Here is a 21,778-nt window from a genome sequence, read left to right as displayed (position 1 = left end):
CCGAGCCGGCCGGGCTCAGCGCTCGGCGAGGAAGGCGGGACGCTCGGCGGCGTACGAGTGCTGGCTCGACGTCGAGAAGTAGTTGATCCCGATGAAGTTGAACCACAGCGTGGCGACCCCGACCAGGGCGAGCATCGCGGCGCGGCGGCCCTTCCAGCCGGCCGTGGCCCGGGCGTGGAGGTAGCCGGCGTAGACGACCCAGGTGATGAACGCCCACACCTCCTTGGGGTCCCAGTTCCAGTAGCGCGACCAGGCCTCGTGCGCCCAGATCGGGCCGGTGATGAGCACCGCGAAGGTCCACACCGGGAAGGCGAAGGCGTGCACCCGGTAGGCGAGCCGGTCGAGCGCGTCGAGCTGCGGGACGCGGGCCAGCCAGCCGGAGAGCTCGCGGTCGGCCGCGGCGGCGCGGCGCTCGGCGCGCATCCGCACGAGGTACATGATCGAGGCGATGCCACCGAGGGTGAAGGCGCCGGTGGCGATCGCGGCGGAGACCACGTGGATGACCAGCCACGGCGAGTTGAGCGCCTCGGTGAGCGGCGCGACCGAGTCGTGCAGCCAGATCACCGCGACCATCAGCGTGGTGACCACGAAGCCGACGACGAGCGGGCCCATCCAGCCGAGCGAGAAGCGGCGGTGCAGCACGACGTACAGCAGGGCGACGATGAACGTGCCGGTCAGCGTGAACTCGTACATGTTGCCCCAGGGCACCCGGTTCGGGTCCGCGGCCATGCCCCGGCCCACGAGCGAGACGAAGTGCACCGCACAGGCGATGGCCGTCAGCAGGAAGCCGAGCCGGCCCAGGAAGGCGACCCGCTCACCGCGCTCGGGCGGCGGCGCCGCCGGAGCAGGCGCGTCACCGGCGGCCACCAGCTCCCGGTCGGCGGCCGGCTGGCGCAGCGCGGCCCACTCGGCCAGGTGCACGAGCAGGGCCAGGAAGTAGACGAGACCGGCGACCGCGACCGCCTGGTTGCTCAGCGTCTCCCACGTGGCGTCCTTCACCGGGGTACCTCCTTGAGCTGGCCGAGCAGCGTGGAGAGGATCTCGTCCATCTCCCCGTTGCCGGACCGATCGAGTACGGCGACCTCGACCCGAGAGCCGCCGTTGCCGTCCATTGTGCCGGGGCTCGCCCGCACCCAGACCCGCCGGGGGCGGATGAAGAGCGAGGCGCACAGCCCGATCAGCGCGAGGATCACGCCGACGAGGGCCACGCCCTTGCCGGGCGTCTGGCTGATCTGGACCCGGATCCAGGGGTCGACGCGGTCGAAGGTGACCGAGCCGAGGTTGTCGGGGAGCTCGAAGGTGTCCCCCGGCTGCAGGTCGACCCGGATCGGCTTGCCGTCCTTCTCGACCAGTGTCGCGTCGGTCTTGTCGAGGACGTAGACCGACTGCGAGCGCCCCGACTCGATGCCGAGGTCGCCGGTGTAGGCGAGCATCGACAGCGTCGGGTTGAGGTCGTCGCCGAAGACGGTGACCGGGTCGCCCTTGCGCATGTCGAAGGTCGGGTAGAACAACCCCTCCAGCCCGATCTGCGGGTCGCTGACCGGCGGCTTGATCACGCCGAAGGACAAGAAGCTCGCGTCCTGCGGCAGGAAGGGCGTGGGCCCGGTGTAGGTGATGTTGCCCTTGCCGTCGCGCACGGTGACCACCGGCGCGTAGCCGTGACCGATGAGGAAGACGTCGGTGCCGTCGATCTCGAGCGGGTGGTTGACCCGCAGGTCGTAGTGCTTCTCCGGTCCGTCCAGGCTCTCGCGGTAGCTCAGGTGCGCCTCGAACTTGCGGGCCTGGCCGACCCGCGGGCCGGACTTGAGCCAGTCGACGTCGAACTTGTCGACGGTGAACCGGAAGTCCTTCATCTGGGCCTGGCGGAAGAGGCCGCCGGGCTTGAAGTCGTCGTACTGGGTCAGGCTGTTGCTGAAGGTCGAGCCCGAGGTGATGATCACGCCGCCCTGGTAGCCCCACAGCCCGCCGACCGCGAAGCCCGCCAGCACGATGAGCACCGAGAGGTGGAAGAGCAGGTTGCCGGCCTCGCGGACGTAGCCGCGCTCGGCGGCCACGAAGTCGTCACCGTCCGCCGCCGGGCGGACCCGGTGCCGCCGGCCGAGGACGGCACGCGCCCGGGCCAGCACCTCCTCGGGCTCCAGCTCACTGTCGTACGACGCCTGCACGGGCATCCGGCCCAGGTGCCGCGGCGCCACCGGGGGCTGGGCGCGCAGGGCGCGGTAGTAGACGAAGAGCCGGGGCACGATGCAGCCCACGAGGGAGAGCACCAGCAGCAGGTAGATCGCGGAGAACCACGGCGAGGAGTAGACCGAGAACAGGTCGAGCCTCTCGTAGACCGGGGTGAGCTTGGGGTGGTCGTTCTTCCACCGGGTCACCGCCAGCGAGTCGACACCCGCCTGCGGGATGACCGAGCCCGGGATCGCGGCGAGCGCGAGCAGCAGCAGGAGCACCAGCGCGGTGCGCATCGAGGTGACCTGCCGCCAGGTCCAGCGCAGCAGCTCCCGGGCGCTCAGCTCGCCGGGACGGCGTTCCTCGGTCACAGGCTCACCTGGAAGCCGTCGACGAAGCGCAGCTGGAGCCACTGCACGGCGTGGTCCCACCAGCCGCTGACCATGAGCACGCCGATGACGACGAGGAAGGCGCCCCCGACGCGCATGAAGGCGAGCTGGTGGCGGCGCACCCAGCCCAGGGCGCGGGAGAGGCGGTTGTAGAGCAGCGCGACGACGATGAACGGCAGCCCGAGCCCGAGCGCGTAGCACAGCGCGAGCAGGCCGCCCCGGGCAGCGGTGGCGCCGTCGGCGAAGGTCAGGTTGAGGATCACGCCGAACGTCGGCCCGACGCAGGGCGTCCAGCCGATGGCGAACAGCGCACCGATCAGCGGTGCCGCGCCCAGGCCGACGGCGGGGACCTTGTGCACCCGCAAGTCGCGCTGGAAGAGCGAGAGGACGCCGGCGAAGACCAGGCCGAGCACGATCAGCACGGCACCGAGCAGGATCTGGAGCTCGGACTGGTAGCGGCGCAGCGGCTGGCCGATCGAGCCGAAGGCGGTGCCGTAGAAGACGAAGACCACCGCGAAGCCGAGCACGAAGAGCACCGAGCCGAGCAGCATCCGCCCACGGCGGTTGCTCGCCTCGCCGGCGGCGAGGTCGGCTCCCGACAGGCCGGTGGCGTAGGAGAGGTAGCCCGGCAGCAGCGGCAGCACGCACGGGGAGAAGAAGGAGACCAGCCCGGCGATCAGCGCCACGGGCACGGCCAGGCCCAGCGAGCCGGCGGCCGCCTGGTCGCGGAACCACTCACCCATCGCACTCCGCCAGGGTGTCCTCGACGACGGTCGTCAGCGTGCTCTTGGACGGGATCGGCCCGTTGATCAGCGCGGCGACCCGGCCCTCGGTGTCGAGGACGATCGTCGCGGGCATCGAGGGCGGTGCGTACTTGCCCAGGGCGAGCAGGGTCTCGCTGCCCGGGTCGTAGAGCGAGGGGTAGTCGACGCCGCGGTCGCGCTCGAAGGCGGCGGCGTTCTCCGGCGCCGCGTCGCGGATGTTGATGCCGACGAAGGCGACCTTCTCCTTGCCGAGCTCCTTCTCTGCCTCGACGAGCATCGGCATCTCCGCCCGGCACGGACCGCAGCCGGACCACCACACGTTGAGGACGACGACCTTGCCGCGCAGGTCGGCGACGTCGAGCGGCTTGCCCTGGACCGTCTCGCCGCTGATCTCGACCGCGTCGGGCCGCTTGTCGCGCGCCACCTCCACGACGCCGCCGTCGCCCCCGACGTACTCGAGGTCGCCGGTGCCCCCGATGTCCGAGCACGCGGTCATCAGCAGCAGCGGGGCGATCAGGCCCGCGAGGCGGGCGCGGCGGGTCATGCCGGCGGCGCCCCCTCCGGCTTGTTCTCCTCCGGGGCGTCACCGGCGGAGAACGGCGCCGCGATGTCGCCGGTCGGGATCAGGTCCAGCGCCGGCTCGGCGTAGGAGATCTCGACGAGCTGCTCGCCGTCGAAGCCAAAGGAGGTGATCGAGCACAGCGTGCACTGCCGCTTGCGCGGGTCGTGCAGGAAGGAGCGCTTCTCCGCGGCCAGCCGGGTGGTCCAGATCGGCAGCTGGTGGGAGACCAGCACGGCCTCGTGGCCCTCGGCGTCGCGGCGGGCGTCGTGGACCGCCGCCATCATCCGCTCGACGATCGCCTTGTAGGGCTCGCCCCACGACGGCTTGAACGGGTTGTAGAGGTGGCGCCACAGCAGCGGGTTGCGCAGCGCGTTGTTGCCCTTGCCGAAGGTCCGGCCCTCGAACCGGTTCTCCGACTCCAGGATCCGCGTCTCGGTGCCGATCGGCAGTCCGAGGGCGGTCGCGAGCGGCGCGGCGGTCTCCTGGGCGCGCTCCAACGGGGAGGAGCGGATGACGGTGATGTCGTTGCCCTTGAGCGCCTGGGCGACCCGGTCGGCCATCGCGCGGCCGCGGGTGGACAGGTGGAAGCCGTCGCGGCGGCCGTAGAGGATGCCCTGAGGGTTGTGGACCTCCCCGTGGCGAACCAGGTGGACGACGGTGTCGGGGGTGCTCATCCGATCTCCTCAGCAGCGGCGCGGGCGGCGGTGGGCAGGGCGTCCAGCACCTGCTGGACGGCACGGTCGTCGTGGGAGGACGACACGAACCAGGCTTCGTAGGCCGACGGGGGCAGGTGCACGCCCTGGTCGAGCATCGCGTGGAACAGCGCGGCGTACGCCGGCACGGAGGTGCGCTGCGCCTGGGCGAAGTCGCGCACCGGCTCCTCGGTGAGGAACACCGAGAACATGGAGCCGGTCGACTGGATCACGTGCGGCAGGCCGGCGGCGGTGAAGGACTCCGCGATCCCCGCCCGCAGCGCGTCGGCGACCACGTCGAGCCGGGCGTAGACCTCTTCGGTGGCGGCGTTCAGCGTGGCGAGGCCGGCGGCGGTCGCGACCGGGTTCCCCGAGAGCGTCCCGGCCTGGTAGACCGGCCCCTCCGGCGCGAGGTGGGCCATCACGTCGGCGCGGCCACCGAAGGCCGCGGCGGGGAAGCCGCCGCCCATCACCTTGCCGAAGGTCAGCAGGTCCGGGGCCCAGCCCTCGACCTTGCCGTCGGTGCCCCACTGGCCACTGGCCGAGACCCGGAAGCCGGTCATCACCTCGTCGCTGACGAAGAGCGCGCCGTGGGCGGTGCAGGTCTCGGCGAGGAACTTGTTGAAGCCAGGCTCCGGGGGGACCACGCCCATGTTGCCCGGTGCGGCCTCGGTGATGACGCAGGCGATCCGGTCACCGTGCTCGGCGAAGGCCGCCGTGACCGCGTCGCGGTCGTTGTAGGGCAGCACCAGGGTGAGCGCCGTCGAGCTGGCGGGCACACCCGGCGTGCCGGGGATGGAGAAGGTGGTCAGCCCCGAGCCCGCCGCGGCGAGCAGGGAGTCGACGTGGCCGTGGTAGCAACCGGCGAACTTGACCACCACGTCGCGACCGGTGAACCCGCGGGCCAGCCGGATCGCCGACATGGTCGCCTCGGTGCCGGAGGAGACCAGGCGCAGCCGCTCGACGGGGGTGCGGGCCACGATCGCCTCGACGAGGGCCACCTCGCCCTCCGTCGGGGTGCCGTACGACGTGCCGCGCGCCACCGCCTCCTGGACCGCCTCCCGCACGGCCGGGTGGCCGTGGCCGAGCAGCATCGGCCCCCAGGAGCAGATCAGGTCGACGTAGGTGTTGCCGTCGACGTCGGTCAGCCAGGGGCCGGTCGCCGAGCGGATGAAGCGCGGGGTCCCGCCGACGGCGTTGAAGGCGCGCACCGGCGAGTTGACCCCGCCGGGGGTCACGGCGCGCGCCCGGGCGAACAGGGCGTCGGAGCCGGTGGTCACGAGGTCGGGCACCGCGCCATTGTCGCCGATCGTCCCCAGCCGGCCCGCATCGCGGTCCCTTCCTGAGAGGCTCCTGAAAGCGGGCGCGGCGCGCCGCCCCGATGTCAGATCCGGCTCCGCCGTACGCCGGACGCATACCATGCCGCCCGCATTGTGGGCTGGATCATGTGACACCCGTAACGTCGGTGTGTCACGATTCGTTCTCCAGGTGTCGTGCCATTCGGGGGTCCCACCACGGTGGGTCGCGCGCGGCACACAGGGTGGGGCCACTGAGGGAGCGGCCCACGTGAGACCGGCCATCCGGCCAGGGGAGAGAGACGGGACATGTCGAGGAAGCGTCTGGGGCGTCTGCAGCGCGGCGCCACCATCATTCCGCTCGCACTGCTGTCGGCTGCGTGGACGGCGTCCGTCGCCGGCATCGGCGGTGTGACGGCTCCGGTCGTCGCGGCCGAGAGCCCCGGCACGGTGACCGACGGCACCAGCGTGCCGCAGGACTCGATCGAGGACCCCGCGAGCCTGTCCGACCCCGCCGAGGTGGAGGGCCTCAACGGCGGCAACGCGGCCGGCATCGTCAACGCGGCCTCGACCAACGCGATCCCGGCGGCGGCGCTCGCCGCCTACCAGCGCGCGGAGACGGTCATCAACTCCGCCGACAAGACCTGCAAGATCACCTGGCAGCTCATCGCCGCCATCGGCCGCGTGGAGTCCAACCACGGTCGCTTCGGCGGCAACGTGCTCAACGACGACGGTGTGGCCACGCCGGGCATCTACGGCCCCGCGCTCAACGGCCAGAAGAACACCAAGGCGATCTCCGACACCGACGCCGGTGTCTACGACAACGACACGCAGTGGGACCGCGCCGTCGGCCCGATGCAGTTCATCCCCTCGACCTGGCAGGTCGTCGGCGTGGACGCCGACGACGACGCCGCCCGCAACCCGCAGGACATCGACGACGCCTCGCTCGCCGCGGCCGTCTACCTCTGCTCCGGCGACGGCGACCTGTCGACGGTGGCCGGCCAGCGTGCCGCGGTCTACCGCTACAACCACAGCGACGCCTACGTCGACCTGGTCCTCAAGATCATGAACGCCTACCTCGAGGGCGACTTCACCTCGGTGCCCAACAACACCACCGCGGCGGGCTACGTCGTGCCGGAGCCCCCGAGCTTCGACGTGGGCGGCCCGAAGGGCACCAAGAGCCGCGGCCACAGCTCGGGCATCACCGGCGGCGCCTCCGGCGGTGGCACCACCGGCGGCGGCACGACCGGCGGCGGCACCACCGGCGGCGGGACCACGGGCGGCGGCACGACCGGCGGCGGCACCAAGCCCGGCGGCGGCACCACGACCCCGACCCTCCCCAAGCCCGGCAGCAAGCCGACCACCCCCGGCCTGACCACCGACGGTGGCGTCCTCGACCCGGACAACGAGGCGCCGATCACCGGTGTCGAGCCGGTCGACGGCCTGGTCCGCGGTCTCGCCGGCGCGATCAAGCCGCTCGAGGTCGCCCTCAAGTGCGCGGTCTGGTCGCTGACCCAGCCGAACCCGCTGCAGGCCAACAAGGACTGCGTGGCGTCGTACAAGTAGCCTCGACCAACTCGCGAGAGCCCCGGCCAACCCCCCAGGCCGGGGCTCTCGCTCTTTTCGATGGGCCGAGCGTGGCTTCGCCACGGCGGTCGGCAGCAAGCTGCTGGGCGCGTGGCTCTCGCCACGCTGCCGGCCCCGCGGTCGGCTTGCGCAGGGTCCGCCTTCGCCTGGCGGCAAGACGCGTGGCATGGCGCGAGCGCGGTCGGCTTGCGTAGGGCTGCGTCCGCCTGGCAGCAGGCCTTGGGAGGTGCGGGGTGATTGATTCCGATCAGGCGTCGCGCAACAGGCGAGCGGCTTCGGTGGCCCAGTAGGTGAGGATCATGTCGGCGCCGGCCCGGCGGATCGAGGTCAGCGTCTCCAGGATGGCCGGCTCGCGGTCGATCCAGCCGTTCGCGGCGGCGGCCTCGAGCATGGCGTACTCCCCCGAGATGTTGTACGCCGCGACCGGGACCCCCTGCTCGGCGGCGACGTCGGCGACCTGGCGGAGCACGTCGAGGTAGGCCAGGGCGGGCTTCACCATCACGATGTCGGCGCCCTCGTCGATGTCGAGCAGCAGCTCGCGGACCGCCTCGCGGGCGTTGCGGCCGTCCTGCTGGTAGGTGCGCCGGTCGCCCTGGAGCGCGCTGTCGACGGCCTCGCGGAAGGGGCCGTAGAAGGCGGAGGCGTACTTCACCGAGTAGGCCAGGATGCCGACGTCGGTGTGCCCGGCCGCGTCGAGGGCCTCGCGGATGACGGCGACCTGGCCGTCCATCATGCCGCTGGGGCCGACCAGGCCGGCGCCGGCCCGGGCGTGCTGGACCGCCATCTCGGCGTACCGGGCCAGGGTGGCGTCGTTGTCGACGACGCCCTCGGGGGTGAGCACGCCGCAGTGGCCGTGGTCGGTGAACTCGTCGAGGCACACGTCGCTCATCACGACCAGCGCGTCGCCGACCTCCGCGGCCACGTCGGCGAGGGCCACGTTGAGGATGCCGTCGGGATCGGTGGCGCCGGAGCCGAGCGCGTCCTTGGTCTCCGGCACGCCGAACAGCATCACCCCGCGCAGCCCGGCCTCCGCCGCTTCGGCGGCCGCCTTGCGCAGGCTGTCGCGGGAGTGCTGGACCACGCCCGGCATGGTGCTGATCGGGGTGGGCTCGCTGGCCCCCTCCCGGACGAACATCGGCAGCACCAGCTGGCGCGGCTCCAGCGTGGTCTCGGCGACCAGGTCCCGCATCGCCGCCGTGGTCCGGAGACGGCGGGGACGGACCACGGGACGCAGGAGGTCGCTCATGCCTCCGAGTCTAGGAGGCCCACCGGATCAGCGTCTGGGTGGAGCCGAGGTCCATGCCCGGGTCCGGGTCCTGCGCCTTGCCCTCGCCGTAGGCCGTGCCGACGAGCAGCTCGCCGGCCGGCGTCGGGCCACCGACCGAGTACGTCGAGACCGAGTCGGTGAGCCGCAGGAAGCGGTCGGTGGCGAGGTCGTAGACGTAGGTCCCCTCCTCCGCCCCCGACCAGGCCTGGACGGCCACCAGGTGGCCGCCACCGCCGGTGCCGCCGTCGGCCAGCCCCCCGTCGATGGAGTCGCCCTGGAGGGTGGTGACCGTCCGGCCCTGGGTGGTCAGGACCTGGACCCGGTCGTCACGGCCGTCGTCGTAGGTGCCGCAGTACTGCCCGAGCACGATCCGGTCGCCGGTGGCGCTGAAGCCGAGCAGGTTGCAGCGCTTGCCCGAGCGCGGGTCGAAGTCGTGCTCGGCACCGGTGGCCAGGTCGCGGACGTGGATCCGGTCGTTGGTGCCGTTGGTCGCGGCGGACCAGACGAGCGCGGTGTCGGTGAAGTCGAAGCTGCCGACCCGCAGCCCCTCGTCCCGTACGTCGGAGGAGTCGGTCAGCGAGACCGACCACAGGTCGTAGGTGTCCCCCTCGCCGCCGGCGTCCTCCGCCTCGCCGTCGGGACCGGTGGGCCAGCCGCCCGGCGGCGGCGAGCCGGCACTGGCCCGCACGCCGACGTAGAGACGTCCGTCGGGCCCCGTCGCCGTGGCGTAGGACTCCGACGAGGGCAGGCCCGGCCAGGTCCGCTGGGACCAGGTGCGGGTGGCGCGGTCGAGGACGAGCGTGCGCAGCGGCACGTCGAGGCCCTCGTCGACGGAGAACACCAGGCGGTCCCGGCCGAGCGAGATCGGCCGCGGGCGCAGCTGGGGCGCGATGTCCGGCAGCCAGTCGTCGCGACCGGTCGCCGGGTCGCGCAGCGCGAGCCGCGCCTGGTTGGTGATGTCGTTGGCGAGCTCGACGATGAGGATCTGCCCGTCCTCGGTCACCCCGTCGAAGGTCCGTCCGTTCTTCCACACCAGGTTCTTGTTGGTGAAGGCCGCCACCCGCTCGTAGTCGCGGCCCGCGACCGCACGTCCGGCGTCGGACAGCCGCAGCACGGGGCCGTCCGGGCGCGGGACCCGGTGCTCGGCCACCCGGTCGGGGTCGGTCCCGCCGGGGGCGACCACGGCCACGGCCGTGCCGGCGGCGGCGACCGCGGCCACCGCGCCGACGACGACGAGGCGCCGACGGCGCACCCGCCGACGGCCGCCGGCCAGCACGGCCGACAGGTCGGTCTCGTCCTGCGGCGACGTCTGCGCCGCCTCGCGCAGCAGTGCGCGCACCTCGTTCACCACGACGTTCCTCCTGCGACGGTCAGCTCGCCGAGCGGCGAGTCCTCGAACAGGGAGCGCAACCGGTCCAGGGCACGGGCGGTCTGGCTCTTCACCGTGCCCTGGCTGCAACCGAGGGCGGCCGCCGTGTCGGCGACGCTGAGGTCCTCGAAGTAGCGCAGCACCACGCACGCCCGCTGCCGCGCGGGCAGCTCCGCGAGCGCCGCGAGCAGGGCCGCCCGGGCGGTCACCGTCTCGGCGAGGTCGCCGGCGGCGGGCCGGTCCGGGCCGGTCTCGACGACCAGCTCGCGGCTCGAGCGCCGACGGGCGGCGTCGAGCACCGCGCTGACCACGGCCTTGCGGGCGTAGGCGTGCTCGCGCCCGGCCTTCTCCAGGCGCGGCCAGGCGACGTAGACCCGGATCAACCCCTCCTGCACGTGGTCGGAGGCCCGGTCCCAGTCGCCGCACATCAGGTAGGCGGTGCGGCGCAGCCGCTCCCGCGCGCCCTGCGCGAAGGCGACGAAGGTCTCCTCGTCACGCATCGGTCGATCGCTCCATGCCCCCTACAACGCAGCGAACCCCGTGCCAGGTTGCACGGGGTTCGCTGGTGGCGCGGGCTCAGGCCTTGCGGCGCCGGGCGCTCGGCTTGCGGTCGCTCGGCTTGGTGACCGGGTCGCCGGCCTCGAGCATCGCGGCGCGGCGGGCGGCTCCGAAGCCGGCGAGGGACTCCACGAGCAGGTCGACGTCGGGCTGCGGCGCCATCACGTCGACCCGCAGGCCGTGCTCCTCGGCCGTCTTGGCGGTGGCCGGGCCGATGACCGCGATCACCGTCGAGGGGTGCGGCTTGCCGGCGATGCCGACCAGGTTGCGCACCGTCGAGGACGAGGTGAACACGACCGCGTCGAACTTGCCCGTCTTGATCGCGTCGCGGGTCGGCGCCGGCGGCGGCGCGGCCCGGACGGTGCGGTAGGCGGTGACGTCGTCGCACTCCCAGCCGAGGTCGATCAGGCCGGCGACGAGGTTCTCCGTGGCGATGTCGGCGCGCGGCAGGAAGACCCGGTTGATCGGGTCGAGCTGCTCGTCGTACTCCGGCCAGTCCTCCAGCAGGCCGGCGGCGGACTGCTCACCGGAGGGCACCAGGTCGGCGCGCAGGCCCCAGGCCGCGATCGCGGCTGCGGTCTTGTCACCGACCGCGGCGATCTTCAGGCCGGAGAAGGCACGCGCGTCGAGGCCGTACTCCTCGAACTTCTCCCGCACCGCCTTGACCGCGTTGACCGAGGTGAAGGCGATCCACTCGTAGCGGCCCTCGACGAGGCCGCGCACGGCCTTGTCCATCTGCTGGGGGTTGCGGGGCGGCTCCACCGAGATGGTCGGGACCTCCTCCGGCACACCGCCGAACTCGCGCAGCCGGTTGGACAGCGAGGCGGACTGCTCCTTGGTGCGCGGCACCAGCACCCGCCAGCCGAACAGCGGCTTGGTCTCGAACCAGGACAGCTTCTCGCGCAGGTCGACGACCGCGCCGATCACCGTGATCGCCGGCGGGGCGACCCGGGCGGCCCGGGCGTCGGCGGCGATCCGCTCCAGGGTGGAGGTGATCGTCTGCTGCTCGGTGGTGGTGCCGACCCGGGTCATCGCGACCGGGGTCTGCGGCGAGCGGCCCAGGGCCATCAGCTGCTTGGCGATGTCGCCGATCTGGCCGACCGCGGAGAGCAGGACCAGGGTCGGGGCGTCGGCGTAGCGGCTCCAGTCGACCTTGTCGCCGCAGGTCACCACGGCCACCTCGCGGTGGTCCTTGGTGGTCAGCGGGATGCCGGCGTACGCCGGGACGGCACCCACCGACGAGACGCCCGGGACGACCTCGAAGCCGATGCCGGCCTTGGCGACGGCCTGCGCCTCCTCGGGGCCCGAGGCGTAGAGGAACGGGTCGCCACCGAGCAGGCGGACGACGCGCACGCCGCGCTTGGCCTGCTTGACGACCACCTTGGCGCGGGCGGCGTGCGTGAGCGGCTGGCCGTCCTCGCCGAAGCCGCCGTCGAGGAACTCGACCTCGTCGGTGGTCTCGTCGCCGACGACGGCGGCACGGGCGCGGACCACACGGACCAGGTCGGCGTGACCGGGCTCCTCGGTGATGACGACGTCGGCGTCCTCGATGAGCCGGACGGCGCGCACTGTCAGCAGGTCGGGGTCACCGGGGCCGGTGCCGACGAAGGCAACGCCACCGGGCTTGGCCTGGGGGGCGGGAGACGGGGCAGCCTGGTCGGCTGTCGTGGCTCGCGTCATGCGGGGTGCACCTCTGCAGATCGTGCGGATGGGTGGGTTGTCGCTCCGGGGAGGGGCGGAGGGACGAGCTCGGCGGCGCCGTCGTCGAGCATCTCCGATGCCAGGGCCTCGCCCAATTCGGCGGCCGCGGCCGGCCACTCGGCGGGGTCGGCGCCCAGCGGCGCGGAGGCGGAGCGGCGCACGGACAGCGCACCGTCCTCGGACAGGACGATGGCCCGCAGCCAGACCTCGGTGCTCTCCTCGCCCTCGGCCAGCTCGGCCAGGGCACCGATCGGGGCGGCGCAACCGCCCTCGAGGCGGGCCATCAGGGTGCGCTCGGCGGTGACGGCGGCGCGGGTGCCGGCGTCGTCGAGCCGGGCGAGCAGTGCGCGGGTCGCGGTGTCGTCGGTCCGGCACTCGACCGCGAGCGCGCCCTGGCCGGGGGCCGAGAGCACCTGGAGCGGGTCGAGCACCTCGGTCGCCTCGTCGAGCCGGCCGAGCCGGGCCAGGCCGGCGCGGGCGAGCACGACGGCGTCGTACTCACCGCTGCGGACCTTGCCAATCCGGGTGTCCACGTTGCCGCGGACCCCGCTGACCTCGACGCCGAGACCGAGCGCCTCGAGCTGGGCGACCCGGCGCGGGGAGCCGGTGCCGACCCGGCTGCCGGCGGGCAGCTCGCCCAGGGTCAGGCCGTCGCGGGCCACGACGACGTCGCGCGGGTCCTCCCGAGGGGGCACGGCGGCGAGCGTGATCCCCTCGGCGGCGTACGTCGGGAGGTCCTTCAGCGAGTGCACGGCCACGTCGACCTCGCCGGCCAGCAGCGCGTCGCGCAGCGCACTGACGAACACCCCGGTCGACGGCGCCCCGGCGAGCGGGGTGCCGGCGGCCTGGCTGCGGTCGCCGTCGGTGGTGATCTCGACGAGGATGGTCTCGGCGCCGGTGAGCTCGCGGATCGCGTCGGCGACGTGGCCGGACTGCGTGGTCGCCAGCGTGCTGCGGCGGGTGCCGATGCGGAGGGTCATGAGCCGGCCTCCTCGACGCCGACCGGGCGGGTGACCGCGTCGACGGCCTCGGGGTCGAGCGCGAAGAGCTCGGCCAGGGCGGCGGCGTAGGACACCGCGCCCTGCTCGTTGGCGAGCTCCTTGACCCGGACGGTGGGCTCGTGGAGCAGCTTGTCGGCGACCCGGCGCACGGTGTGGCGGATCTCGGCGCGGGTGTGCTCGTCGAGGTCGGGCAGCCGGCTCTCCAGGCGCTCCATCTCGGCGTCGACGACACCGGTGGCCATCGAGCGCAGGGCCACCACGGTCGGGGTGACGCTGGCCTGGCGACGGGCGGCGAGGAACGCGGTGACCTCCTCGCCGAGGATCCGGCGCACCTCCAGCACCTCGCGGCCGCTCGCGCTGCCCTGCAGCGCCGCCGCCAGCTCGGTGAGGCCGACCAGGGAGACGCCCGGCAGGTCGCGCACGCCCCGGTCGATGTCGTGCGGCAGCGCGAGGTCGATCAGCGCGAGCGGGCGGTCGGAGACGGCCCGGGCGGCAGCCACCTGGGCGGTGTCGATGACCGAGCCCGAGGAGCCGGTGCAGGAGATCACGATGTCGGCGTGCGCCAGCGCGACCCCGAGCTCGTCGAGCGGGACCGCGTGCGCGTCGTACTGGTCGGCGAGGCGCTCGCCGCGGTCGGCCGAGCGGTTGACGACGGTCAGCCGGCCGGCGTTCAGGCGGCTCACGGTGGCGGTCGCCAGGCCGGCCATCGAGCCGGCACCGACGACGACGACGTCCTTGCCCTCGACCGGGCCGACGACGGCGGTGGTCTGGTCGAGCGCGGCGCTGACGAGGGTGGGCGCGACCTGGTCGATGTCGGTCTCGGCGCGGGTCCGCTTGCCGACCCGCAGCGCCTGCTGGAAGAGCAGGTTGAGCGCAGGCCCGACGGTGCCGAGCTCCTGGCCGCGGCGCAGCGCGTCGCGGGTCTGGCCGAGGATCTGGCCCTCGCCGACAGCCATCGAGTCGAGCCCGGCGGCGACCTGGAAGAGGTGCGAGATCGCGCCGTCGTCGTAGTGGACGTAGAGGTGCGGGAGCATCGCCTCGGTGGCCTCGCCCGCCCGGTCCACGAGGAGCCGGGAGATCTGCTCGATGCTGCCGTGGAAGCGCTCGACCTCGGTGTAGATCTCCAGCCGGTTGCAGGTCGCGATGACCGTCGCCTCGGTGACGTGGTCGCACGAGGCGGAGTCGGCGATCAGCTTCTGCACGCCGTCGTCGTCGAGCGCGACCTTCTCCAGCAGCGCCATCGGGGCGGAGTTGTGGGAGATCCCCACCACCAGCACGCTCATGCAGCACCTCCGTCGGTCTCGACGGCCACGGCGGCGGACTCGGCGCCGTTGGCCTTGCGCTGCTCGTGGTAGGCGAGGATCTGCAGCTCGATGGAGAGGTCGACCTTGCGCACGTCGACGCCCTCGGGGACGGCCAGCACGGCCGGTGCGAAGTTCAGGATGCTGGTGATGCCGGTCGCGACCATCCGGTCAGCGACGTCCTGCGCGGCGACGGCCGGGGTGGCGATGACGCCGATCGCGACGTCGTTCGTGCGCACCGTCTCCTCCAGGTCGGCGAAGGGGCGCACCTGGACACCCGCCACGGTCTGGCCGACGAGCGCCGGGTCGGCGTCGAGCAGCGCGACGACCCGGAAGCCGCGGCTGCGGAAGCCGGAGAAGTTGGCGAGCGCGTGGCCCAGGTTGCCGATGCCGACGATGACGACGGGCCAGTCCTGGGTGACGCCGATCTCACGGGCGATCTGGTAGCGCAGGTAGTCGACGTCGTAGCCGACACCGCGGGTGCCGTAGCTGCCGAGGTAGGACAGGTCCTTGCGCAGCTTGGCGCTGTTGACGCCGGCCGCACCGGCGAGGTCCTCGCTCGAGCACGTGCGGATGCCGCTGTCGGCCAGGGCCGTCAGCGCCCGCAGGTAGACGGGCAGGCGGGCGACCGTGGCCTCCGGGATGACCCGGCTGGCATCCGTCGAACTCCGTGCGGTCACAGCTCCACTTTCCAGCCGCACCCAGCGGTCCAGTGGGGCGCGACCCGATCACTGTAGGAGTTTGTGAACGTGAGAACAAAACCGGCGAGAGCGCAACCGGAGATGGGTCACACCGCGGCGTCCTCGCCGCGGCGCTCGACCGGCCAGACGACGTAGCGGTAGGCGAAGAAGTTGATCACCAGGCAGCAGGCGATGGCCGCGAGCTTGGCCACCGCGATCCGTACGTCGCCCGCGGACAGCGGTCCCACGGACACCTCCGGCCCCTGCTCCAGCAGCCACAGCCAGCCGTGGATGAGCAGCGGCTGGGCGACCCACATCACCAGCGCGTTGGTGACCAGGAAGAGCAGCGCGTGCCGCACCGTCAGCTTGTCGGCGCTGAAGGTGAACAGCCCGTTGACCACGAAGCTGAAGATCATCCCGGCGGTGGTGGAGACCAGGTTGGCCAGGGTGATCCCGAGGTGGTCGTGCAGCAGCACGAACAGCACCGCGTCGATCGCGGTGTTGCAGATGCCGACGGCCGCGAAGCGGACCGCGGTCTTGCGGCTGCTCAGGACTCCGCCCCCGGGTCGAGCGCACCCATGTCGCGGTGGCGGCGGGGACCGGTGCCGGCGGCGGACTGGTCCCGGGCGATCATGGCCAGGGTGTAGAGCGGCCGGTCCTGCGACTCGACGTAGACCCGGCCCAGGTAGCTGCCGATCACGCCCATCATCACCAGCTGGATGCCGCTCAGCATGAACATGCCGACCCCGAGGAAGGCCCAGCCGGGCACCGACTCGTCGGGCCGGAAGAGCCGGACGAAGAGCACGTAGACCGCGAGCAGGACGCTGAGCAGGGAGATGGCGTAGCCGAGCCGCGAGATCATCTTCAGCGGCGTCGTGGAGAAGCCGAGGATGCCGCTGGCGGCGAAGCTGAGCATCTTCTTCAGCGGGTAGCCGGTCTCCCCCGCGAACCGCTCGTCGCGGTCGAAGAGCAGCGCCTCCTGGCGGAACCCGACGTGTGCCACGATGCCGCGCAGGAACCGGTCGTGCTCGCGGTAGCGGGAGACCTCGGCGACGACCTTGGCGTCCATCAGCCGGAAGTCGCCGACGTTGCGCGGGATCTGGATCGAGGCGAGCCGGTCGAGGGCCCAGTAGAAGCCCCACGCGGTCGCCCGCTTGAACGGCGTGTCCTTGCGGGTACGACGCTGCGCGTAGACGACCTCGACGCCCTCCTCCCAGCGCTGGATCATCTCCAGGCTGACCCGCGGCGGGTCCTGCAGGTCGGTGTCCATCACGACCACCGCGTCGGCGCCGCCGTCGGCGAACAGGTCCAGGCCCGCGGTGACCGCCAGCTGGTGGCCGAAGTTGCGCGAGAACTGCACCACCGTCACCCGGGGGTCCTCGGCCCGCAGCTCCACCAGGCGCTCCAGGGAGGCGTCGCGGGAGCCGTCGTCGACGTAGACGAACTCGAAGTCGAGGTCCGGACGCTGCGTGGTCGCCTCGACCAGCGCCGCGTGGAAGACCGCGATGTTCTCCTCCTCGTTGTAGACGGGGAGGACGTAGGCGATCCTGCGGCGAGCGGCCGGGACGTCGGGGTCGTGCATGGGCCCCGACCCTAGATCACCACGGCGACGAGCAGCACCACCAGCGCCGCCGCGACGCCGACGGCGAGCAGCACCTGGACCCGGCCGAGCCAGGTCGCGACGGCCTCGTCCGCGGGACCCGCGACCCCGGAGGCGGGCGCCGGCAGGCGCCCGGTGCGGACCAGCCGCTCCTGGACGAAGCCCGCGGCGAGGAGCCCGAGGAAGGGCGCCGCGGTCGTCCAGTACCGCCCGCCGGCGACGTGGACGAAGGGCTGGATCAGCAGCGCGCCCAGGCACAGCTTGAGCAGGACGTCGACGACCCGGGCCTCGAGGCTGCGGCGGACCACGGTGACGAGGGCGGCCACGACGAGCAGGAGGGCCGGGAAGTAGACCAGCCAGGTCGTGCCCATCACCACGAAGCCGCCGGCCGTGCCGAAGGCTCCGCGCCCGTCCTCCGGCACGACGTGGTCGACGAAGACGGCCGGCTGGAGGGCGTACGCCGCCATGTTGTGGGCCACCTGGTCGAGGTAGCCGCCGAGGCTGTCGTCGCGCCGCGCGTAGGCCGACATCTCCTTGAGGACGTCGACCTCGCTGGTGCCCGTGGCCCGCGCGACCTCGCGGGCGTAGCGCAGTGGCCGGAACCACAGCGTGCTGTCGGGGTCGCAGGGGCCGAAGCACACCTGCTCGCGGTCGCCGAAGGTGTTCGCCTTGGACGTGGCGACCGTCGTGGTCGTCACGACCCGGGCGTCCAGCACGTGCGAGGCGTACGCCGACCAGGGCGCCAGCAGGACCAGGAAGGCCACCCCGGCGAGCCCGGCGGAGGCCACCGCCCGGAGCCGGGCCCGACCGCGCAGCAGCACCACGACGGCCAGCAGCGCCACCACGCCCAGCCCCAGCAGCAGCACCGACGTGCTGGAGCGCAGGTAGAGCGTGACCACCGACAGCAGGCCGAGCACCAGGCCGTCACGCAGCGTGGGGGCCTCGCCGCGGCGCAGCGTGCGGTACATCTCGACCAGCCGCAGGACCACCAGCACCAGGACCAGGCCGGCGTTGAGGTCGCCCCACGCGCCGTAGCCGAAGAACGCCCACATCGGCACCAGGCCGGGGAAGATCGCGAGCGCCACGGCCCACCGGTGGCCGAGCACCCGGACCACGCTGCGCAGCACGGCGACGTAGATCGCGAGGGTGACCAGGCCGCAGTAGCCGCGCACCAGGGCCGGGCCGGCGTCGGGGAGGACGACGTAGAGCGGCGAGACCACGATCGACATGCCCGGCATGAACCACCCGGAGGCGACCACGTTGCGGTCGAGCTCGGCGGTGTCGGGGCTGTGGAAGGAGAAGAGGTCGCGCAGCGCGTTGGACAGCGCCATCGCGCCGTTGAGGTAGGCCTGCTCGTCGCCGTGCGGCGGCGCGCTCCACACGAGCGGGAAGAGCAGCACCTTGAGGACGACGTGGGCGACCACCAGCCAGCCCAGCAGCACCGGGGCGGGCGGCAGGCGGTGCACGAACGACGCGAGCCGGTTCACTGCTTCCCCCACCGCTTGGTCGACTTCGGGTCGCGGCACAGCGGGTCGTCGGGGCGCGCCACCGCGACCACGGGCAGGTCGAGCACGAAGGTGCCGCGCACGAGGGTGTCGGCGCTGGTGCCGGGCAGCTCGGTCACCGTGACCGTGACCCGCTCGCTCCCCTTCGTGAGGACGACCGCGTCGCCCTCGGTGCCGGCGGCGCGGAAGCCGACGGCGGTGAAGGAGCCCACCAGCCGGCGCTGCGCCTCGTCGCGGTCCACCAGGTCGTACTGGCCCTCCAGCCGGCGCCGGTCGCCGGCGTCGCCGTCACGGCGGACCTGGTAGGCCAGGTCGAGCCGGGCGTCGCCGGGCAGCGGGAAGCACCCCGTCGCGATCGCGTCGGTGGTGAGCAGCGGCCGGTAGTTGTTCGTCGGCACGGCCCGCCCGAAGCCGTGGCTGAGCAGGAGCAGCACGAGGGCCACCAGGATCCCGGCGACGATGCCGGCGATGCGCAGCCGGGGCGCGACGACGGGGGTGGGCATGGTGGCCGAGGATAGCCCGGCCGTCCGGCTCAGGGACGGAGGGCGCGGCGCAGCCGCTCGGGGCTGACCCGCCAGAAGTCGTGCTGCTTGCCGTCGACGAAGGTCACCGGGATCTCGTGGGCGAACTTGTCGGCCAGCGCCGGGTCGTCGTCGATGGACACCTCGACCCACTCCTCGCCGAGCTCGGCGCACACCGCGGCGATCACGGCGCGGGCGTCGTCGCACAGGTGGCAGCCGGGCCGGCCGTAGAGCGTGACCCGGGCGCTCACTCGAGGATCCCCAGCGCCCGGCGGCGCTCGTGGCCGCGCAGCATGCCCTTGCGGATCTTGCCGGTGACGGTGCGCGGCAGCGCCTCGACGACCTCGACCCGTCCCGGCCGCTTGTACGGCGCGAGCTGCTCCTCCGCGCTCGCGTGGACCGCCGCCACGAGGGCATCGGCGCCGGCGCCGGGGTCCTCGGGCACGACGTAGGCCAGCACGGCCTCACCGGTGCGCTCGTCGGGCGTGCCGAGGACCGCGACCTGGCGCACCCCGGGCACCTCGGCGAGCACGGCCTCCACCTCGGTGGGGTAGACGTTGAAGCCGGAGACGATGACCAGCTCCTTGACCCGGTCGACCAGGAAGAGGTCGCCGGCGGCGTCGAGGAAGCCGACGTCGCCGGTGGACCACCAGCCGTCGTCGGCGGGGCCGTCGGCGCCGTCGGGCCAGTAGCCGCTGAACAGGTTGGCGCCGCGGATCTGGATCTCGCCCGCGTCGTCGGCCTCGGCTCCGCGCAGCGGGCGGCCCTCGTCGTCGACGAGGCGCAGCTCGATGCCGTCGAGCGCGGCACCGACCGAGCCGGGCTTCGGCGACGCCGAGAGCAGCGTGGTGGTGACCACCGGCGCCGCCTCGGTCAGCCCGTAGCCCTGGTGCACCGGCACCCGGGTCAGCGCGCTGAACTCCTCGACCACCTCCGCCGGCAGCGGCGCCGAGCCGGACAGGATCATCCGCACCGGGCCGAGCCGCTCGGCGAGCGCCTCGACGTCGCGCCAGGCCGCGAACACCGGCGGCGCGACCGGGACCAGGCTGCACGCCTCGTCCTCGATCAGGTCCAGCGTGCCCTCGGGGTCGAACCGGTCGGTGAGCACCAGCTTGGCCCGGTGCCGCAGCACCCCGCCGAGCACCGCGCCCAGCCCGTAGACGTGGAACAGCGGCAGCACGCCGAGCACCACGTCGTCGCTGTGCATCATCGGCGGCTCGACCGCGGCCACCTGCTCGACGTTGGCGAGCAGCGCACGGTGGGTGAGCATCGCGGCACGGGGACGGCCGGACGTCCCGCTGGTGTAGAGCAGGACCGCGAGCTTCTCCGGGTCCGGCAGCGGCGGGACCGGGCGGGCCTCTGCGGCTCGCAGGTCGGCGTACGACGTCTCGGCGGGGGTGGCGCCGTCCCCGACGACGACCACGCGCGGGACCGGGCGGCCCTCGTCGTGGGCGGCGGCCGCCACCTCGGTGCGGCTCACCGCCTCGCGGACCGCGGCGAGGGTCTCGCCGTCGGCGACGACCGTGCGCGCGCCGCTGTCGACCAGGAACCCGGCCAGCTCGGTGACCGTGGAGCCGGGGTTGACCGGCACCGCGACCGCCTGCGCGCGCAGGATGCCGAGGTAGGTGGTGACGAACTCGATCCGGTTGCCGAGCACGAGCAGCACCCGGTGGCCGGCGAGCACGCCGAGCGTGCCCAGCCCGGAGGCCACCCGGCCGACCTCGTCGTCGAGCCCGGCCCAGGTCAGCCCGCGCCCGCCGGCCTCGACGACCGCGAGCCGCTCGGGGTGCTCCTGGGCCGCCGAGCGCACCAGGGCGGCCACGTCGGGCCCGGCAGCGTCGGAAAACGGCATGAGCGCGATCCTACGACGCCGCGCATCCCTAGAGTGGGGTCATGGGTGCGTCCGCCGACCGGTCCCGCCGGCTCAACCTCCAGCAGCGCTCGAAGCTCGCCGGGGAGGCGGCGGCCGCCGCGGCCGAGGTGGAGACCGCGCTCGCGCAGCCCGCGGACCCGCACGCGGCGGCGTTCTTCGACGTCGACAACACCGTCATGCAGGGCGCGAGCATCTTCCACCTCGCCAAGGGCCTCTACCGCCGCGACTTCTTCACCACCAAGGACCTGCTCGGCGCGGCCTGGAAGCAGGCCTACTTCCGCATCGCCGGGGTCGAGGACCCCGAGCACGTCGCCGACGCCCGCAACTCCGCGCTGGCCTTCATCGCCGGGCACACCGTCCAGGAGCTGGAGGAGATCGGTGAGGAGATCTTCGACGAGGCGATGGCGCACCGGATCTGGCCGGGCACCCGCGCGCTGGCCCAGCTGCACCTCGACCAGGGCCAACGGGTCTGGCTGGTGACCGCGGCGCCGATCGAGATCGCCCGCCTGATCGCCCGCCGGCTCGGCCTCACCGGCGCCCTCGGCACGGTCGCCGAGCACGTCGACGGGGTCTACACCGGCCGGCTGGTCGGCGACATGCTGCACGGTCCGGCCAAGGCGGTCGCGGTGCAGGCGCTGGCGGAGCGCGAGGGCCTCGACCTGGCCGCCTGCTCGGCCTACAGCGACTCGGCCAACGACCTGCCGATGCTGAGCCTGGTGGGCGACCCGTGCGCGATCAACCCCGACCCCAGGCTGCGTGCGCACGCGCGGGCGAACGGCTGGCGGATCCGCGACTACCGCACCGGGCGCAAGGCGGCCCGCGCGGGCCTGCTCGTGGGCTCGGCCGCGACCGGCGCGGCGGTCGCCGGTGCGTTCGTACGACGGCAGGTCCGGCGCCACCTGTCGTGACCATGCCGAAAGGACCGGTCGGTTACCACATTTGGT

21 protein-coding genes are annotated in these 21,778 nt (G+C 73.2%); 2 read left to right on the top strand and 19 right to left on the bottom strand.

Annotated features, from left to right (window positions below; genetic code table 11):
* Positions 1-15 precede the first annotated feature (15 nt).
* From ccsB to hemL, 6 genes are read right to left on the bottom strand one after another with little or no spacing between them, the layout of a single operon-like run.
* On the bottom strand, positions 16-999 hold the full coding sequence (gene ccsB / locus MRBLML1_RS19980) for a c-type cytochrome biogenesis protein CcsB (RefSeq protein ID WP_364519315.1): 984 nt from the start codon (positions 997-999) through the stop codon (positions 16-18).
* On the bottom strand, positions 996-2,540 hold the full coding sequence (gene resB, locus MRBLML1_RS19975; RefSeq protein WP_364519313.1) for a cytochrome c biogenesis protein ResB: 1,545 nt from the start codon (positions 2,538-2,540) through the stop codon (positions 996-998). Before resB ends, ccsB begins: the two co-directional genes overlap by 4 nt.
* The gene (locus tag MRBLML1_RS19970) at positions 2,537-3,301 is read right to left on the bottom strand and encodes a cytochrome c biogenesis CcdA family protein (protein WP_364519311.1); all 765 of its coding nucleotides are present in this window, start codon (positions 3,299-3,301) and stop codon (positions 2,537-2,539) included. The genes resB and MRBLML1_RS19970 overlap by 4 nt, the downstream gene beginning before the upstream one ends.
* Positions 3,294-3,866: a TlpA disulfide reductase family protein gene (locus MRBLML1_RS19965; protein WP_364519309.1), complete on the bottom strand. Its 573-nt coding sequence runs from the start codon at positions 3,864-3,866 to the stop codon at positions 3,294-3,296. The genes MRBLML1_RS19970 and MRBLML1_RS19965 overlap by 8 nt, the downstream gene beginning before the upstream one ends.
* Complete coding sequence (locus tag MRBLML1_RS19960; RefSeq protein WP_364519307.1) at positions 3,863-4,558, bottom strand: histidine phosphatase family protein; 696 nt, start codon at positions 4,556-4,558, stop codon at positions 3,863-3,865. Before MRBLML1_RS19960 ends, MRBLML1_RS19965 begins: the two co-directional genes overlap by 4 nt.
* Positions 4,555-5,868 carry a glutamate-1-semialdehyde 2,1-aminomutase gene (gene hemL, locus MRBLML1_RS19955; RefSeq protein ID WP_364519305.1) on the bottom strand — a complete coding sequence of 438 codons (1,314 nt, stop codon included), beginning with the start codon at positions 5,866-5,868 and terminating at the stop codon, positions 4,555-4,557. Before hemL ends, MRBLML1_RS19960 begins: the two co-directional genes overlap by 4 nt.
* Before the next feature lie 312 nt (positions 5,869-6,180).
* Between hemL and MRBLML1_RS19950 the strand changes: the two genes are divergently transcribed.
* Complete coding sequence (locus MRBLML1_RS19950) at positions 6,181-7,437, top strand: lytic transglycosylase domain-containing protein (protein WP_364519303.1); 1,257 nt, start codon at positions 6,181-6,183, stop codon at positions 7,435-7,437.
* Positions 7,438-7,705: 268 nt separating this feature from the next.
* Here MRBLML1_RS19950 and hemB read toward each other — a convergent pair whose 3' ends face one another.
* The 13 genes from hemB to MRBLML1_RS19885 all read right to left on the bottom strand — a co-directional run bounded on the left by hemB (position 7,706) and on the right by MRBLML1_RS19885 (position 20,813).
* The gene (hemB, locus tag MRBLML1_RS19945; protein WP_364519301.1) at positions 7,706-8,704 is read right to left on the bottom strand and encodes a porphobilinogen synthase; all 999 of its coding nucleotides are present in this window, start codon (positions 8,702-8,704) and stop codon (positions 7,706-7,708) included.
* 10 nt (positions 8,705-8,714) lie between these two features.
* The gene (locus MRBLML1_RS19940) at positions 8,715-10,073 is read right to left on the bottom strand and encodes a hypothetical protein (RefSeq protein WP_364519299.1); all 1,359 of its coding nucleotides are present in this window, start codon (positions 10,071-10,073) and stop codon (positions 8,715-8,717) included.
* Positions 10,070-10,594, bottom strand: coding sequence for a SigE family RNA polymerase sigma factor (locus MRBLML1_RS19935; protein ID WP_364519297.1), 525 nt, complete (start codon positions 10,592-10,594; stop codon positions 10,070-10,072). Before MRBLML1_RS19935 ends, MRBLML1_RS19940 begins: the two co-directional genes overlap by 4 nt.
* A 76-nt stretch (positions 10,595-10,670) precedes the next feature.
* Positions 10,671-12,332 (bottom strand): uroporphyrinogen-III synthase, encoded by a 1,662-nt coding sequence (locus MRBLML1_RS19930; protein WP_364519295.1) that lies wholly within the window; start codon positions 12,330-12,332, stop codon positions 10,671-10,673.
* Positions 12,329-13,333, bottom strand: a complete 1,005-nt coding sequence (gene hemC / locus MRBLML1_RS19925; RefSeq protein ID WP_364519293.1) for a hydroxymethylbilane synthase — start codon at positions 13,331-13,333, stop codon at positions 12,329-12,331. The genes MRBLML1_RS19930 and hemC overlap by 4 nt, the downstream gene beginning before the upstream one ends.
* Positions 13,330-14,637, bottom strand: a complete 1,308-nt coding sequence (locus MRBLML1_RS19920; RefSeq protein ID WP_364519291.1) for a glutamyl-tRNA reductase — start codon at positions 14,635-14,637, stop codon at positions 13,330-13,332. Before MRBLML1_RS19920 ends, hemC begins: the two co-directional genes overlap by 4 nt.
* Complete coding sequence (locus tag MRBLML1_RS19915) at positions 14,634-15,335, bottom strand: redox-sensing transcriptional repressor Rex (RefSeq protein ID WP_364519289.1); 702 nt, start codon at positions 15,333-15,335, stop codon at positions 14,634-14,636. The genes MRBLML1_RS19920 and MRBLML1_RS19915 overlap by 4 nt, the downstream gene beginning before the upstream one ends.
* A 107-nt stretch (positions 15,336-15,442) precedes the next feature.
* Positions 15,443-15,886 (bottom strand): GtrA family protein, encoded by a 444-nt coding sequence (locus MRBLML1_RS19910; RefSeq protein WP_364519722.1) that lies wholly within the window; start codon positions 15,884-15,886, stop codon positions 15,443-15,445.
* Positions 15,883-16,917 carry a glycosyltransferase family 2 protein gene (locus tag MRBLML1_RS19905; RefSeq protein WP_364519287.1) on the bottom strand — a complete coding sequence of 345 codons (1,035 nt, stop codon included), beginning with the start codon at positions 16,915-16,917 and terminating at the stop codon, positions 15,883-15,885. The genes MRBLML1_RS19910 and MRBLML1_RS19905 overlap by 4 nt, the downstream gene beginning before the upstream one ends.
* A gap of 11 nt (positions 16,918-16,928) precedes the next feature.
* Positions 16,929-18,422, bottom strand: a complete 1,494-nt coding sequence (locus MRBLML1_RS19900; protein WP_364519285.1) for a hypothetical protein — start codon at positions 18,420-18,422, stop codon at positions 16,929-16,931.
* Complete coding sequence (locus tag MRBLML1_RS19895) at positions 18,419-18,943, bottom strand: hypothetical protein (RefSeq protein WP_364519283.1); 525 nt, start codon at positions 18,941-18,943, stop codon at positions 18,419-18,421. Before MRBLML1_RS19895 ends, MRBLML1_RS19900 begins: the two co-directional genes overlap by 4 nt.
* 29 nt (positions 18,944-18,972) lie before the next feature.
* Positions 18,973-19,212, bottom strand: a complete 240-nt coding sequence (locus tag MRBLML1_RS19890) for a glutaredoxin family protein (RefSeq protein ID WP_364519281.1) — start codon at positions 19,210-19,212, stop codon at positions 18,973-18,975.
* Positions 19,209-20,813, bottom strand: a complete 1,605-nt coding sequence (locus MRBLML1_RS19885) for an AMP-binding protein (protein ID WP_364519279.1) — start codon at positions 20,811-20,813, stop codon at positions 19,209-19,211. Before MRBLML1_RS19885 ends, MRBLML1_RS19890 begins: the two co-directional genes overlap by 4 nt.
* Positions 20,814-20,854: 41 nt before the next feature.
* Between MRBLML1_RS19885 and MRBLML1_RS19880 the strand changes: the two genes are divergently transcribed.
* Positions 20,855-21,742: an HAD family hydrolase gene (locus MRBLML1_RS19880; protein ID WP_364519277.1), complete on the top strand. Its 888-nt coding sequence runs from the start codon at positions 20,855-20,857 to the stop codon at positions 21,740-21,742.
* Positions 21,743-21,778: the final 36 nt, after the last annotated feature.

This window comes from Nocardioides sp. LML1-1-1.1, assembly GCF_040676175.1.
Taxonomy (GTDB): domain Bacteria; phylum Actinomycetota; class Actinomycetes; order Propionibacteriales; family Nocardioidaceae; genus Nocardioides.
Note: the sequence above shows the minus strand (reverse complement) of the source record. Positions and strands in the feature narration are given on the sequence as shown.

Excerpts from the sequence above, each read along its gene's own strand:
- MRBLML1_RS19935 (WP_364519297.1), bottom strand. The coding sequence starts at position 10,594 with ATGCGTGACGAGGAGACCTTCGTCGCCTTCGCGCAGGGCGCGCGGGAG.
- MRBLML1_RS19920 (WP_364519291.1), bottom strand. The coding sequence starts at position 14,637 with ATGAGCGTGCTGGTGGTGGGGATCTCCCACAACTCCGCCCCGATGGCG.
- MRBLML1_RS19965 (WP_364519309.1), bottom strand. The coding sequence starts at position 3,866 with ATGACCCGCCGCGCCCGCCTCGCGGGCCTGATCGCCCCGCTGCTGCTG.
- MRBLML1_RS19960 (WP_364519307.1), bottom strand. The coding sequence starts at position 4,558 with ATGAGCACCCCCGACACCGTCGTCCACCTGGTTCGCCACGGGGAGGTC.
- MRBLML1_RS19880 (WP_364519277.1), top strand. The coding sequence starts at position 20,855 with ATGGGTGCGTCCGCCGACCGGTCCCGCCGGCTCAACCTCCAGCAGCGC.
- hemC (WP_364519293.1), bottom strand. The coding sequence starts at position 13,333 with ATGACCCTCCGCATCGGCACCCGCCGCAGCACGCTGGCGACCACGCAG.
- MRBLML1_RS19895 (WP_364519283.1), bottom strand. The coding sequence starts at position 18,943 with ATGCCCACCCCCGTCGTCGCGCCCCGGCTGCGCATCGCCGGCATCGTC.
- hemB (WP_364519301.1), bottom strand. The coding sequence starts at position 8,704 with ATGAGCGACCTCCTGCGTCCCGTGGTCCGTCCCCGCCGTCTCCGGACC.
- MRBLML1_RS19930 (WP_364519295.1), bottom strand. The coding sequence starts at position 12,332 with ATGACGCGAGCCACGACAGCCGACCAGGCTGCCCCGTCTCCCGCCCCC.
- MRBLML1_RS19905 (WP_364519287.1), bottom strand. The coding sequence starts at position 16,917 with ATGCACGACCCCGACGTCCCGGCCGCTCGCCGCAGGATCGCCTACGTC.
- MRBLML1_RS19950 (WP_364519303.1), top strand. The coding sequence starts at position 6,181 with ATGTCGAGGAAGCGTCTGGGGCGTCTGCAGCGCGGCGCCACCATCATT.
- MRBLML1_RS19885 (WP_364519279.1), bottom strand. The coding sequence starts at position 20,813 with ATGCCGTTTTCCGACGCTGCCGGGCCCGACGTGGCCGCCCTGGTGCGC.
- MRBLML1_RS19970 (WP_364519311.1), bottom strand. The coding sequence starts at position 3,301 with ATGGGTGAGTGGTTCCGCGACCAGGCGGCCGCCGGCTCGCTGGGCCTG.